General features: G+C 74.4%; 13 protein-coding genes. 5 read left to right on the top strand and 8 right to left on the bottom strand.

The features are described from left to right. The first annotated feature begins 93 nt into the window (after positions 1–93). A complete protein-coding gene (locus OG956_RS33570; RefSeq protein ID WP_330343013.1) occupies positions 94–2,316 on the top strand; it encodes an FUSC family protein in 2,223 nt (740 codons plus the stop codon). A 19-nt stretch (positions 2,317–2,335) separates the two neighbouring features. Here the strand turns inward: OG956_RS33570 and OG956_RS33565 are convergent, their stop codons facing one another. Together OG956_RS33565 and OG956_RS33560 are read right to left on the bottom strand one after the other, a co-directional pair. Next, the gene (locus OG956_RS33565; protein ID WP_330341777.1) at positions 2,336–3,190 is read right to left on the bottom strand and encodes an RNA polymerase sigma factor SigF; all 855 of its coding nucleotides are present in this window, start codon (positions 3,188–3,190) and stop codon (positions 2,336–2,338) included. Between the two features lie 235 nt (positions 3,191–3,425). Next, the gene (locus tag OG956_RS33560) at positions 3,426–3,854 is read right to left on the bottom strand and encodes an ATP-binding protein (protein ID WP_330341776.1); all 429 of its coding nucleotides are present in this window, start codon (positions 3,852–3,854) and stop codon (positions 3,426–3,428) included. Between the two features lie 125 nt (positions 3,855–3,979). Between OG956_RS33560 and OG956_RS33555 the strand changes: the two genes are divergently transcribed. Both OG956_RS33555 and OG956_RS33550 read left to right on the top strand, forming a co-directional pair. Then, a complete protein-coding gene (locus tag OG956_RS33555) occupies positions 3,980–4,222 on the top strand; it encodes a hypothetical protein (RefSeq protein ID WP_330341775.1) in 243 nt (80 codons plus the stop codon). A gap of 281 nt (positions 4,223–4,503) precedes the next feature. Beyond that, positions 4,504–4,962, top strand: a complete 459-nt coding sequence (locus tag OG956_RS33550) for a cyclic nucleotide-binding domain-containing protein (protein WP_330341774.1) — start codon at positions 4,504–4,506, stop codon at positions 4,960–4,962. 1 nt (position 4,963) lies between these two features. Here the strand turns inward: OG956_RS33550 and OG956_RS33545 are convergent, their stop codons facing one another. Together OG956_RS33545 and OG956_RS33540 are read right to left on the bottom strand one after the other, a co-directional pair. Continuing rightward, positions 4,964–6,262, bottom strand: coding sequence for an MFS transporter (locus tag OG956_RS33545; protein WP_330341773.1), 1,299 nt, complete (start codon positions 6,260–6,262; stop codon positions 4,964–4,966). Between the two features lie 129 nt (positions 6,263–6,391). Further along, entirely contained in the window at positions 6,392–7,009 is a 618-nt protein-coding gene (locus OG956_RS33540) for a LysE/ArgO family amino acid transporter (RefSeq protein WP_330341772.1), read from the bottom strand. 69 nt (positions 7,010–7,078) lie between these two features. Here OG956_RS33540 and OG956_RS33535 point away from each other — a divergent pair, with 69 nt between their 5' ends. Together OG956_RS33535 and OG956_RS33530 are read left to right on the top strand one after the other, a co-directional pair. Continuing rightward, positions 7,079–7,960, top strand: a complete 882-nt coding sequence (locus OG956_RS33535) for a LysR family transcriptional regulator ArgP (RefSeq protein WP_330341771.1) — start codon at positions 7,079–7,081, stop codon at positions 7,958–7,960. Positions 7,961–8,308: 348 nt separating this feature from the next. Further along, a complete protein-coding gene (locus OG956_RS33530; protein ID WP_330341770.1) occupies positions 8,309–8,566 on the top strand; it encodes a WhiB family transcriptional regulator in 258 nt (85 codons plus the stop codon). 517 nt (positions 8,567–9,083) lie between these two features. On the opposite strand, the gene OG956_RS33525 is transcribed toward OG956_RS33530, so the two are convergent. The 4 genes from OG956_RS33525 to OG956_RS33510 form a co-directional block, all read right to left on the bottom strand. Further along, positions 9,084–9,533, bottom strand: a complete 450-nt coding sequence (locus tag OG956_RS33525; protein WP_330341769.1) for a DUF6098 family protein — start codon at positions 9,531–9,533, stop codon at positions 9,084–9,086. A gap of 68 nt (positions 9,534–9,601) precedes the next feature. Continuing rightward, on the bottom strand, positions 9,602–11,488 hold the full coding sequence (locus tag OG956_RS33520) for a sensor histidine kinase (RefSeq protein WP_330341768.1): 1,887 nt from the start codon (positions 11,486–11,488) through the stop codon (positions 9,602–9,604). Further along, positions 11,485–12,189: a response regulator transcription factor gene (locus OG956_RS33515; RefSeq protein WP_330341767.1), complete on the bottom strand. Its 705-nt coding sequence runs from the start codon at positions 12,187–12,189 to the stop codon at positions 11,485–11,487. The genes OG956_RS33520 and OG956_RS33515 overlap by 4 nt, the downstream gene beginning before the upstream one ends. A 131-nt stretch (positions 12,190–12,320) precedes the next feature. After that, the gene (locus tag OG956_RS33510; RefSeq protein WP_330341766.1) at positions 12,321–13,745 is read right to left on the bottom strand and encodes a M1 family metallopeptidase; all 1,425 of its coding nucleotides are present in this window, start codon (positions 13,743–13,745) and stop codon (positions 12,321–12,323) included. Positions 13,746–13,862: the final 117 nt, after the last annotated feature.

The raw sequence follows: 13,862 nt of genomic DNA, 5'->3' as shown, positions 1-13,862 counted from the left end.
GGACCGGCATGCGATGCTGGACCGGAGATCGATGTCCGGCACGGGAGAGAGCGCGGCGGAGTGAGCACGGCGGGACGACCTGGGCGGGTACGGATGTGGGACCGGCTCGCGGCGTCCGATCCCGGGCTGCTCAGGCTGACGGCGGGGGCGCGCACGGTCACCGCGATCGCGCTCACCCTCGCCGTCCTGGCCGTCCTGCGGGTGCCGGTGCCCCATCTGGTCGCCGGCGCCATGGCGGCGATGGTGGCGACCTTCGCCATCCGCGAGAAGCAGCGCTCCCGGCAGGCGGTGACCCTCGCCGTCGGCCTGCCGGTGGCGCTGGCGTCGGTGTCGCTGGGCGCGCTGCTGAACCAGCGGGTCGTCGCCGGCGACCTGTTCTTCGTCGCACTGATCTTCTGCGCGGTCTACGGCCGCCGGTTCGGCGACCGCGGCACGGCGCTCGGCCTGATCGGCTTTCAGATCTACTTCCTGTCGCTGTTCGTGCACGCGACCGCCGCGGCGCTGCCCGCGCTGTACGGCGTCATCTGCGTGGCGTTCGGGTGCAGCGCCGCCGCGCGTTTCGTGCTGCTGCCGCAGACCCCGGCGGGCACCCTGGACCGGCTGCGGCGGGCCTTCCGGGCCCGGCTCGCCCAGCTGATCGCCGTGCAGGCCGAGTTGCTGGACGCCGGTCCCGACGACGTCGACAAGGTCCTGGACGACCTGCGCACCGCCACCGCGCGACTGCACGAGACGGCGCTGATGATCCAGGGGCGGCTGGAGGACGGCACCTCGGACCCGGCGGCGGCCCGGCTGCTGCAACGGCGGGTCGCGGACGCCGAGATCGCCTCGGAGCGGCTCGGACTGCTGCTGCTCAGGGCGCGCAGCGCCGAGCGGACCGACACCCTGACCCTGCATCTGCCGGGCGCCCCGCTGCCGTCGGGCGGTGAGCTGCCGGTGCGGGACGAGGCGTCGGAGGCGCTGCGCCGGGATCTGCAGGCGCTGCGGCTGCTGATGCTGCGGCCGGTCGGCGAGGCCCGCGGCACCGCGCTCGCCCAGGTGCGCAACCGGCTGCTCGGCTACCGCGAGGAGGAGAACCTGCCGAAGGCCTCGCCGGCCGTGCAGGACGTCTTCCGCGGGCTGGGTGAGGCCGCACGGGCCGCACTGGGTCTGCGTACGGCGCTGGAGGGGCCGCAGGACGAGTCCGACGACACCCCGGCGACGACCCGCTCGCGCGAGGAACTGGACGCGGAGGACGCCGCGATCGAGGCCGGCAAGGAGGCCGAGGCCGGGGCGCCGGAGCCGGCCGGGCTGGAGCGGCCCACCACACGGGCCGCGGTCCAGGTGGCCGTCGGCTCCGCGCTGGCCATCGTCGGCGGCGAGCTGCTGTCCAGTCAGCGCTGGTACTGGGCGGTGCTGACCTGCTGGATCGTGTTCCTCAACACCGCCTCGACCGGTGAGATCCTGGTCAAGGGCTACCGGCGGCTGCTGGGCACGGTGCTCGGGGTGGTGGCCGGCATCGGGCTCGCCGCTCTGGTCGGGCACCACACCTGGACGGCGTTCGCGCTGGTGCTGGCGTTGATCTTCGCGATGTTCTACACGGCCCCGCTGTCGTACACGCTGATGTCGTTCTTCGTCACCGCGATGCTGGGGCTGCTCTACACCCTGCTGAACACCTACAGCATGGCGGTGCTGGTGCTGCGGGTGGAGGAGACGGCGCTCGGCGCGGCCTGCGGGGTGATCGCGGCGGCCGTGGTGCTGCCGGTCCGCACGGACCGCCGTACCAACGAACTCCTCGTCACGGTCCTGGAGCGGCTCGCAGACGTCACCCGGTCCGCCGTCGACCAGTTGAGCGGCGGGGCGAGCGCCGATCTGGTGGAACAGGCGCGCGACCTGGACCAGGCGCTGGCCGACCTGCGCGCGGCCACCCAGCCGCTGACCCATCCCATCACGCCGCTGCGCGCCCGCCGGGACACCGCCCGGTACGTGGTGGCGCTGCTGGAGACCTGCGCCTACCACGGCCGCTCGCTCGCGGCCACCGCCGAGCTGCTGCCGACGCACCCGTCGATCGCGGCGGATCCCCGGCTGCGCGGGGCGTGCGCGCGGATCGTGCGCAACATCGAGGCGATCGCCGCGCATGTCGCCGACGCGCGCGCCGGGGCGCGGATCGAGTCCGGCTCCAGCATCGCCTCGATGCTGGAGCCGGGAACGCTGCGCACCCCGCGCTACGGCCGGGTGACCGACCGGGTGCTGCGCCATCTGCAGCGGCTGGACGAGGCGGTCGTGGGCCTGGCCCGGCCGCTGGGTCTGTCCCCCGCGCCGGGCCGGCCGAAGCGGTGACGGCCGGCCCGGCGGACGTTCAGGCCGGCCCGCTGCCCCCCGCGTGCCGGCCCATGACCTCGTCGCGCACCCGGGCGCAGCTGCGGCTGATCAGCCGGGAGACGTGCATCTGGGAGATGCCCAGCCGGTCGGCGATGCGGCTCTGCGTCATGTCCTCGAAGAACCGCATGTAGAGGATGGCCCGCTCGCGCTCGGGAAGCCGGCGCAGCCCCTCCTTGGCGGCCTCGCGGTCGACCACCACGTCGTACGAGGCGTCCGTGTCGCCGAGGGTGTCGGCGAGGCTGTAGCCGTCGTCGCCGGTGGACAGTTCGGCGTCCAGGGACAGGGTGCTGAAGCTCTCCAGCGCCTCCAGGCCCGCGGCGACCTCCTCCTCGCTCAGGCCCGTGTGCGCGGCGATGTCGGCGACGGTGGGTTCGGGGCTGCCGGGGTTCTGGGTCAGTTCGCGGCGGGCCACCCGCACCCGGTTGCGCAGCTCCTGCACCCGGCGCGGCACCCTGAGGGCCCACATCCGGTCCCGGAAGTGCCGCTTGACCTCGCCGGTGATGGTGGGCACGGCGTAACTCTCGAAGGCCCCGCGGGACGGGTCGAAGCGGTCGACGGCCTTGACCAGCCCGAGCGCGGCCACCTGCCGCAGATCCTCGACGGACTCGCCCCGGTCCCGGAAGCGGGAGGCGATCCGGTGGGCCATGGGCAGCCAGGCTTCGACGAGTTCGTCGCGTACGGCATCCCGTTCGGGGCCGTCGTCCAGTTCCGCGAGCCGGGCGAACAGGGCCGCGGTGTCGGGGGCGTCGTCGTGGGGCCGCCGTGTGGACGCGGTGGTGGTGGAGTCCGTGGAGGGCGTGCCGGGACGGCTTGTCGACATGTCGGTCAGCATGCGGAATCGCTCCTGAACGTGGTTTCAGGGCACACCAAACCGGAAGCGAGGTTCCGGAGCGTGGCCCGAACGGTGGTGTCAGGTTCGCCGCGGGATCGTCGCCCGGGCCGCCGGGAGGCGGACCCGGGCGGTCATACGAGTCCCGCCGGGTGCGCGCCTCCGGTCCGAAGCACGAGATTCCGCCTGCCCCCCGGCCCGGGGCGCAAACACCGCTGAGCGGAACTTCCGCGCCGTTTCAGTGCAGCGGTACGACGGCGGTGATCCGCTTGCCCCCGCAGGGCAGCTGGGCCACCCGGACGTCCCGGGCCAGCCGGCACACGATGGGCCAGCCGCGGCCGCCGAGCCGGCCCGGGCCGTCGGCGGGCGGGGCGGCCATCGGCATCTCGTCGCTGTTGTCGCTCACCGAGACGCGTACGCCGCCGGAGTCGACGTCGACGTCGAAGCCGGTGATGCCGCCGCCGTGCAGGATGGCGTTGGTGGTGAGCTCCGAGGTGACCAGCAGGGCGTCATCCATGGCGCCGGCGCCGCAGGGGATGGCGCGCGCCCGGCACCGTTCGGCCACCACGCACTCCACGGTTCTGCGGGCGTCGGCCGGCCGGGACGGCAGCCGACGGCACGGTTCCGGCCGTGTCGTGGGGGCGCTGGTCCGGTGGGTGGAGCGCATCCCTACCTCCCTGGGCGGTGCCGGGACTGTTAGCATGCCTCCTTTTTCGGCTGACCCCTGCCGACGCCCTCAAACACATGCCGTGGCCGTGTCATCACCGCGGATCTTCCGGGTATGAGACCGGTATGACCGATGTCGTGGACGCGGACGAGTTGTTGCGGCGCATCCAGCGGGGCCGGGACCACGCGGCCGAGGAGGAGAAGGCCTGGCGGGAGCGCGCGCAGAGCCTGACGGCGACGGATCCGGACGCAGCCCGGGAGGCGGCGGTCCGGGCGTGGGCGTTCGAGGCGGTGGGGCGGGTGCTGACGGAGATCACCCGACCCGGAGGGCAGCCGCCCGGAGCCGGAGGCGTGAAACAGGTCACGTGACCCGCTACCGATTGGTAGAAAGACCACCGGATGGTTTATCGTTCATGCATACGTGGTGCCGGAGGTGACCGGAACCGTCCTTCCTCCCTCCGCGTACGCCACCGTATACGGCCCTGGCTGGTTTCCCCCGTCCAGCCAGGGCTTTTTGCTGCCCGGAAACGGCGCGTGACCGAGGGCGCGGCGGGAAGCGCCGGGTCCTTCGAGGTGCCCGGTGGGGCGGCAACGGCTGAAATGGGCTTAGGGGAAGCACCCCAACCGCCGCCGGCGAGGAGTCCCGCGCCATGACCAAAGCGATCAAACTGCTCACCGCCCTCCCCCAGGCGCAGCGCGAGCGCCTGATGGAACTGGCCAAGGAGGTCTCGTTCCCGGAGGACACCCGCATCTTCGAGGCGGGCGGCACCGCCGACCGGTTCTGGGTGATCCGCTCGGGCGCGGTCCATCTCGACACGCAGGTCACCCCCCGGCGGCGGGTGACGGTGGCCTCGCTCGGCGCGGGCGACCTGCTCGGCTGGTCCTGGCTGTTCCCGCCGTACCAGTGGGACTTCGGCGCGGTGGCCTTCACCGACGTACGCGCCTACGAGTTCGACGGACCCTCCGTGCTCGCCGTGTGCGTGGAGGACCCCCTGCTCGGGCTGTCGCTGGTGCGCACGGTGGCCGAGATCCTCGCCCACCGCCTGGAGATCACCCGGGGCAAGCTGATGGACCAGTACGCCATCCAGCGCCGCACGGGTCCGCTGTAGCTCAGATCCGGTACCGGCGCAGCGCAGGTACGGCGGCCGCCAGCGCCAGCATCACCACGACGACCAGCGCGCCGCCGCCCGCCACCGCGGCGCGCGGGCCGAAGGCCGAGCCGGCCGTGCCGTGCAGCACGTCGGCCAGGCGCGGGCCGCCCGCGACGACCACCGTGAACACGCCCTGCATCCGGCCGCGCATCTCGTCGGTGGCCGCCGACAGCAGGATGGCGCCCCGGAACACCATCGAGACCATGTCGGCGACGCCGGCCGCGGCGAGGAAGGCAAGGGCCGCCCAGAGGTTGCCGCTCAGCCCGAACCCGGCGATGGCCACGCCCCAGCCGACGACCGCCCCGATGACCATCCAGCCGTGCCTGCGGGCCCGCGAGAACACCCCGGAGAACAGGCCGCCGAGCACCGCGCCGACCGGGATCCCGGCGAACAGGACGCCGAGCGCCAGCCCCTCGCCCCAGGAGTGGTACGTCTCGGCCGCGAGCTGCGGGAACAGGGCGCGCGGCATGCCGAACACCATGGCGACGATGTCGGCGAGGAAGGACAGCAGCAGCACCTTGTGCCGGGACATGTACTGGAAGCCCGCAGCGATCTCGCGCAGCCCGGCCCGGCGGGCGGCGGCCTCGCCGAGCGGCGGCAGCGCGGGCAGCCGGTAGACGGCCCACACGGTCACGCACAGCGCCACGGCGTCGATGAGGTACAGCTCGGGCAGCCCGATGACCGGGATCAGCACACCGGCCAGCAGGGGGCCTGCGACCAGGCCGGTCTGCATCACCGTGGAGCCGAGCGCGTTGGCGGCGGGCAGTTCCTCGGCCGGGACCAGCCGGGCGATGGACGCGTTGCGGGCGGGCGAGTTGAGCCCGAAGAACGCCTGCTGCAGCACGAGCAGCACCATCAGGACGGCGACCGAGTCGAGTCCGGTGACCGCCTGCGCCCAGAACAGCAGCGACGTCACCGCGATGCCGCAGTTGGTGACCAGCAGCAGCCTGCGGCGGTCCACCGTATCGGCGACCGCCCCGCCCCACAGTGCGAACGCCACCATGGGCACCAGTCCGGCCAGGCTCGCGTAGCCGACCCAGGCCGAGGAGTGCGTGACGTCGTAGATCTGCTTGGGCACGGCCACGGCGGTGAGCTGGCTGCCGACGGCGGTGACGATCGTCGACGTCCACAGGCGCCGGTAGGCGGGGATGCGCAACGGACGGGTGTCCATCGCCCAGCGGCGCCAGCCGCGCCGGGGCGGGGCTGCGGGATCCGGCGCGGTGTCGCGTTCGGTGGTGCTGCTCTCGCTCGTGTCCACGGGTGTCCTGTTGCGCGTAGAGGTTGCCGGCTACATCTTTTCGATTCGAGAGCCTAACTATCTCAGCAACCCCTGTGCACGCCGAACTCCGTGACTCGGGCTCCGCTGCGCACGCAGAACTCCGCTGACTCAGGATCCGGTCATGAGCGTGGCCCCCAGTGCGAGCATGGTGACGGCGACCAGGCCGTCCAGCACCCGCCAGGCCGCCGGCCGGGCCAGGAAGCGGCCGAGCAGCCGGGCGCCGAAGCCGAGCGCGGCGAACCAGCACAGGCTGGCGAGCGCGGCGCCGAGCCCGAAGGTCCAGCGCAGCGCGCCGCGGTCGGCGGCGAGCGAGCCGAGCAGGAAGACGGTGTCCAGGTAGACGTGCGGGTTCAGCCAGGTCATCGCCAGGCAGGTGAGCACCGCGCGGCGCCGGGAGCCCGCGGCCTCGCCCTCGGTGCTCAGTCCCGCCACGGCCGGCCTGAGCACCCGGCGGGCGGCGAGGAGGCCGTAGCAGAGCAGGAAGAGACCGCCGACGATCCCGACCGCCCGGACCGCGCCGGGCCATGCCACCACGACCGCCCCCACTCCCCCGACGCCGAGGGCGATCAGCACCGCGTCGGACAGGGCGCAGATGCCCACCACCGCGAGAACGGCGTCCCGGCGCACCCCCTGCCGCAGGACGAAGGCGTTCTGGGCGCCGATGGCGACGATCAGGGACAGGCCGGTGCCGAATCCGGCCGCAGCGGCGGTCAGGGCGTGGTTCATGCGGTCGACGCTAAGGAGCGCCGGCACTCAAGTACAGCTAAAGATTCTTAGGTATCATTAGCCCTTGTGATGCCCGACCTGCCGCTGGACCAGATCAGGACGCTGCTCGCCGTGGTGGACGAAGGCACCTTCGACGCCGCGGCCGCCGCCCTGCACGTGACGCCGTCGGCGGTCAGCCAGCGGGTCAAGGCGCTCGAACAGCGCACCGGCCGGGTGCTGCTGCAGCGCACCAAACCGGTGCGGCCCACGGACTCGGGCACCGTGCTGGTCCGGTACGCCCGGCAGCTCGCGCGGCTGGAGCGGGACGCCTGGGGCGAACTGGGGCTGAGCGGCGCCGGGGAGCCGACGCGGGTGTCGGTGGCGGTGAACGCGGACTCGCTGGCGACCTGGTTCCTGCCGGCGCTGACCCGGGCGCCGGGCCTCTGCTTCGAGCTGCACCGGGAGGACGAGGACCACACGGCGGCCCTGCTGCGCGAGGGCCTGGTGATGGCGGCGGTGACCACGGCGGCCGATCCGGTGCCGGGCTGCACGGTCCGGCCGCTCGGCCGGATGCGGTATCTCCCCGTCGCCGCACCGGAGTTCACCGCCGCGCACTTGGACGGCCGGTCACTGCCCGACGCCCTGCCCGAGGCGCCCGTCGTCGTCTTCGACCGCAAGGACGACTTTCAGGACGCCTTCGTGCGCCGGCTCGGCCGCGGCGCCGCCGGCCGGCTCCGGCACCTCGTGCCCACCTCGGAGGGGTTCCTGGACGCGGTCGCCGCCGGGCTCGGCTGGGGCATGGTGCCGGAGGTCCAGGCGGACCCGCTGCTGGCCGAGGGCCGGCTGGTGCTGCTGTCCCGGGAGTGGATGGACGTCACGCTGTACTGGCAGCAGTGGCGGCTGGACTCCCCCGCGCTGGCGGCGCTGGCCGAGGCGGTGGCGGCGACGGCGGCCTCGGCGCTGCGCCGTTGAGGCACTCGGGGCGTTTCTTCCTTTTCGCACCTCCGGATGCGCCGCGCGGAGTACGGTGGTCGGGCGGTGGCGCGGCGGACGGCGGTCCCGGCCGGTTCTCGCCCCCAACTCCGCGCCGCCGGCGCCCGGTCGGGCACGGGCGGTCCCGGCCCCGTGGTTGTTCGCCCCGTCGTCCGGCCTGTTGAGCGCGTACGGATCGCCCCGGGCCGTGCGCGTGCCCGTGGCCGGATCGCGGTCGTCGCGCGATTCCCCCTGCGGCGCGGCTGTTTCACGCCGCCCCGACCGGTCACCCGACCCGCAGTGCATACGACAGGCACGGACGACATCCATCCGATCCAGGAGACTTCCATGGAGAACTGGCGCGACCATGCCGCGTGCCGTCACGAGGACCCCGATCTGTTCTTCCCCATCGGCACCACCGGGCCGGCGCAGGTGCAGACCCAGCGGGCGAAGGCGGTCTGCGAGCAGTGCCCCGTCCGGGAGCCGTGCCTGGACTGGGCGTTGGAGACGGGCCAGAGCATCGGCATCTGGGGCGGAACAACCGAACTGGAACGCCGGGCCCTGCACCGCCGGACCCGCGCCCGCTCCCGCCCCCGCTCGGGCTGACCCCCGCACCGACCGCCCGCCCCCGCTCGGGCTGACACCCCCGCACCGACCGCCCGCCCCCGCCGGGCGAACCGCCGCCCGCTCCGGCCGACGCAACCCCGGCCCGGCTCCGGGCGGTTCACCCCCGGCACGCTCCGGCGGTTCCGGCCGACACGACCCCGGCACGCACCGGCGGGTCCGGCCGTGGCCACGCCCCCGGGCGGTTCACCCCCGGCTCGCACCGGCGGGTCCGGCCGCGGCCACGCCCCCCGGGCGAACCGCCGCCCGCTGCGGCCAGGCCCCCGCTCGGACCCACCACGGCCGGCACAGGGGCGCGGCCGCCGAGCCCCGGCCAGGCTCCGGACGCACCGCCGCCCCTCCGGCCGGCCCCTTGCCCGGGCTCCGGGGCCCGGGGCCCGGTCGCTCTCTCATCGCCCCTCGTCAGGGCGGGCGTCGATCGCTCGGCGGGCCGCTCCCGCCGTCCCGGGCACACCGCGCCGGACCCCGTCGGCAGGCGGCGCCCTCCCGGTCCCCGGTCTCAGGGGCCGCTGCGGCGCAGGGTACCCCAGGCCCTTTCCTGGCGGGTGACCTCGGCCTCGGCCTCGGCGATCGCCTCGTCCGCGATCCAGCACAGCGGCTCGACGTCCGTCACCAGCGGCTCGTTGTCGGGGCCCCGGGCGGCCTCCCGGCCCCGCAGCACCCAGGGCCGTACGCCGGGACCCTTGTCGTGCGGGAGGTGGGAGTAGTCGTACAGCCGGCGGGCCACCCACAGTTCCACGGACCGGTCGGCCCACCACTCCTCGACGTCCAGCGGATTGGCGGACAGCCCCGGCATGGACACGCCGGTGAGGTCATCGGTGCTGGAGACGTCGGCGAGGTCGGTCCGAGGCCCCTTGGACCAGCGCACGTACAGGCCCGGCCGGCCGTCCAGGAGGCGGGCCACCTCGGCGAGCGTGGACACGACCGGCATGTTCTCCGCTGCGCTCATGACCTGACCTCCCTCGACTGCGCCGCGCGACCGGAGTACCCCTGGTGCGCGCGGGGAATCAGAGGCGGTCAGGTGCCGTCGGCCGGCGGGCCGGCCGCGGGCAGCCGCAGGGTGAAGACCGCGCCGCCGCCGGGCTCGCCGCCGGCCTCGGCCGTGCCGCCGTGGGCGGCGACCAGGTGGCGCACGATGGGCAGGCCCAGGCCGCTGCCGCCGGTGCGCCGGCTGCGGGACTTCTCGGCGCGCCAGAACCGGTCGAAGACGTGCGGCAGGTCCTCGGGCGCGATGCCCGTGCCGGTGTCGGTGACGGTGAGGACCACGTCGGCGCCCTCCCGCCGGGCGGCGAGCGCGACCGTCCCGTCGGCCGGGGTGTGCCGCAGGGCGTTGGAGACCAGGTTGCCGAGCGCCTGCCGCATCCGCACCGGGTCGGCGTCCAGCCAGGCGCCGGCGTCGGCCTCGGTGCGCAGCGCGACCCCGGCGGTGCCGGCGGCGATCCGGTGGGCGGCGGCGACCTGGTCCAGCAGGTCGGCGGCCCTGAGGGGCTCCGGGTGCAGCCGCAGGGTGCCGGCGTCGGCGGCGGCGAGGTCCTGGAGGTCGTCGATGATCCGCTGCAGGACGAGCGCCTCCTCGTGCAGCGAGTCCAGCAGGGCCGGGTCGGGCGCGACGACGCCGTCGCGCATGACCTCCAGCCAGCCGCGGATGTTGGTGAGCGGGCTGCGCAGCTCGTGCGCGATGTCGCTGACCATCGCCTTGCGCTGGGCCTCCAGGCGGGCGCGGCGCTCGGTCAGGTCGTTGAAGGCCTCGGCGAGGATGCCGGTCTCGTCCCGGGTGGTCACCGGCACCCGTACGTGCAGGTCGGGCGGCGCCCCGGCGGCCTCGGTCAGCGCGCGCAGCGGCCGGACCAGGCGGGTGGCGACGAGCGCGGTCACGGCGACGGTGACGGCGAGGACCAGGCCGGCCGCGCCGATCACCTTGGCCTTGTTGGCCGGGGACATGTCGAAGCGGGAGGTGTTACGGTCGCCGATGCCGAGGAACAGGTCGGCGACCGGGGCGACGTAGGGCTCCAGTTGGGTGCGGCGGGCGGTCAGGATGCACTGCTGGACGGCGTGCGCCGTCGTCTCCTTGCCCGCCCTGGCGAACTTGGCGACGAGATAGCCGGTGCCGAAGGGGTCCTTGCCGCTCGGGTCGGGGGTGAACCAGAGCTGCCCGCGAAGATCGATGCCGGCCTGACCGAGACAGGGCCGGGCGAGGCCGGTGAGGTCGGTGAGGGCCTTGCGTTCCGTCAGGGTGGGCGTGTCGAGCCGGCCGACCTCGCACACCGCCGCGCCGTACGCGGCGGGGTCGGCGCCGTCGCCGGCGGTGACGACGGGCCGTCCGGTCGCCGTGTGGACGACGGTGGCCTGCAGGCCGTAGCGCTCGTAGCACTGCTTGCGCCGGGCGGCCAGCGCGTCGAGGCCGGCGCGCTCCTTCGCCGGGAGCCGGTAGGGGCCGACCACGGGCGGGTCGATGCCGCTGAGCTGGGCGCCCGTCTCGCTGTAGGTGTCGGTGCGCAGCGGGTCGACCGTGGCGGCGGGCCGGGGCGGCAGCGGGGTGCCGCGGGGCGCGGAGTCGGCGAGGAGGGTGCGGTCGGTGGTGGTGAGGGCGATGCGGCGGCCGGTCTCGGCGGCCAGCCGGCGGACGGTCGTGCGGACGTCCGTCCAGTCGGAGTGGGTGGCCGCGTACCCGCTGAGCCGGGCCAGGATGCTGTTGTCGGCGGCGAGGTCCTGGCCCTGCTCCTCCTTCAGGGCGCTGGTGGTGGTGGTCACCGCGAGCCAGGCGGTGGCGGCCACCGAGCAGACGGCGATCAGGGCGGAGACGGAGAGCAGCCGCACCAGGAGCCTCTTGCGCACCGGGATCCGCCGCTTGACGGAGCCGGCCCGGCGGTCCGGGCGGGCGTCCGTGTGCCCGGGGCGTCTCACGGGCGGGGGCCGCTCAGCTTGTAGCCGACGCCGAAGACCGTCAGCAGCCGGGCCGGGCGGCGCGGGTCGGTCTCGATCTTGCGGCGCAGGTTCATGATGTGCACGTCGACGGCCCGCTCGGTGGAGGCCCGGTCGAAGCCGCGGGTGCACTGCAGCAACTGCCGCCGGGTGAAGACCCGTTCCGGCTCCGCCGCCATGGCCAGCAGGATCTGGAACTCGGCGGGCGTGCAGTCCACGAGCGCCCCGTCGCAGCGCACCTCGTGCCGTACCGGGTCGACGCTGATCCCGGCGGCCCGGACGGCGGGGTCGCCGTCCCGGCCGCCCGCGCCGCGCCCGCTGCGCCGGAGCACCGTGCGGATGCGGGCCATCAGCTCGCGCGGGCTGTACGGCTTGGTCATGTAGTCGTCGGCGCCAAGTCCGAGGCCGAGCAGCACGTCGTCCTCGGCGGAGCGGGCGGTGAGCATGACGACCGGTGTCTCCGGGTCCGCGCCGCCGCGCAGCGCCCGGCACACCTCGAAGCCGTCGACGACCGGCAGCATCAGGTCCAGGACGACGAGGTCGGGTCTGAGCCCGCGGGCGGCGTCCAGGGCGGCGGCGCCGTCGTGCACCACCGTGGCGGTGTGTCCCTCGGCCAGCAGGGAGCGGCGGATGAGTTCGGCCTGCTTCTCGTCGTCCTCGGCGACCAGCACATGTGCGCACACGAGTTCGGATCCTAGGCGTCCGGGACGCTCGGCGTGCGGGCCGGTGGGCGTGTGCCCGGAGGGGCGACGGCGGTTGCGTGGCGGTTCATGGTGCCGACCCTGGCGGACACGTGTGGGGAACCGGTCAGGATTCAGGCGCGGTTCGGCTTGCCTTTCGTGAACAGCCAGGTGTGGAACACCCCGTCCAGCCGCTTGCCCGAGACATGCTCGGCGAGCCGCTCGAACTGCGCCGTCGTGCCGTGGCCGTAGCGGTGGCCGGCCGCCCAGGCGCGCAGGATCCGGAAGAAGTCCCGGTCGCCGACGGCGCGGCGCAGCTCGTGCAGGGCCATGGCGCCGCGGGCGTAGACCGGCGTGTCGAAGATGCGCGCGCCGCTGCCCGGGTCGCCGGGCGGGAAGGCCCACAGGTGGTCGCTCGCCGGGCGGGCGTAGAGCGCGTCGAAGGCCTTCTGCGCTCTGTCGCCGCCGTGCTGCTCGGTGTAGAGCCACTCGGCGTAGGTGGCGAAGCCCTCGTTGAGCCAGATGTCCTTCCAGGCCGTCAGGGAGACGGAGTCGCCGAACCACTGATGGGCGCTCTCGTGGACGAGGGTGCCGAGGTCGGGCGCGGAGTCGTACAACGGCCGGGTCTGGGTCTCCAGGGCGTAGCCGACGTTCGCGTGGTCGACGACCGACCCGGCCGAGCGGAACGGGTACGGCCCGAACAGCGTGCTCTCCCAGGCGAGGACGGACGGCAGCTTCTTCAGCACCGGCGCGGCCGCGCTCGCCTCGCGCGGGTCCACGGCGTTGTAGACGCGGATGCCGTCGCGGGTGGTGTACTGCTCGGCCTTGAACGTTCCGACGGTGGCGGTGGCCAGGTAGGCGGCCATCGGCTGGGGCTCGCGCCAGCGGAAGGTGGTACGGCCGTGCGCGGTGCGCTGCCCGAGCAGGACGCCGTTGGCCACGGCCGTGCGCCCCTGGGGGACGGTGATCGTGATGTCGTACGACGACTTGTCCCTGGGGTGGGCGTTCGCCGGGAACCAGGTCATCGCGCCCTGGGGCTCGCCGGCGACGAAGGCGCCGTCGTCGGTGGGGATCCAGCCGTCCGCGCTGCCGTCGGGGTCGGTGACCGGTTTCGGGGTGCCGTGATAGGCGACGGCGATGCGGAAGTCCCGGCCGGTGCGCAGAGTGCGGCGCGGGGTGACGACGAGTTCCTGGCCGGTGTGCCGGAAGGCCGCGGGGGCGCCGTCGACGGTGACGCGGGTTACCTTCAGGCCGGTCAGGTCGAGGTCGAAGCGGCTGAGGTTCCGGCCGGCGCGGGCGGCGAGCACGGCCGTGCCGTCGAGACGCCGGGAGGTGGTGTCGTAACGGAGCGTCAGGTCGTAGTGCCGGACGTGGTAGCCGCCGTTGCCGCTGAGCGGGAAGTAGGGGTCGCCCGCGCCGGGCGCGCCGGCCGTGCCCGGCGCCGCGGGTGCGGCGGCGCCCAGCAGTGCCGCCACGGCGACCGGGACGGCGGCGAGGACCGCCTCGCGGCGCAGGACGGCGGTGCGGCGGCGGGCGGGCTGTCCGGGGCGTGGCGACACGGGCGCTCCTCGGGAGGGGGCGGGGGAACGGCTGGCCGACAGACTAGGCGCGCCGGTGTGCCGCGCTCCCTCTCGTTCTGGTCAAGTCTCAGCCGGCCCGGGTGACCGCGCGTCAGG

The organism is Streptomyces sp. NBC_00557, from assembly GCF_036345995.1.
Lineage (GTDB): Bacteria > Actinomycetota > Actinomycetes > Streptomycetales > Streptomycetaceae > Streptomyces.
Note: the sequence above shows the minus strand (reverse complement) of the source record. Positions and strands in the feature narration are given on the sequence as shown.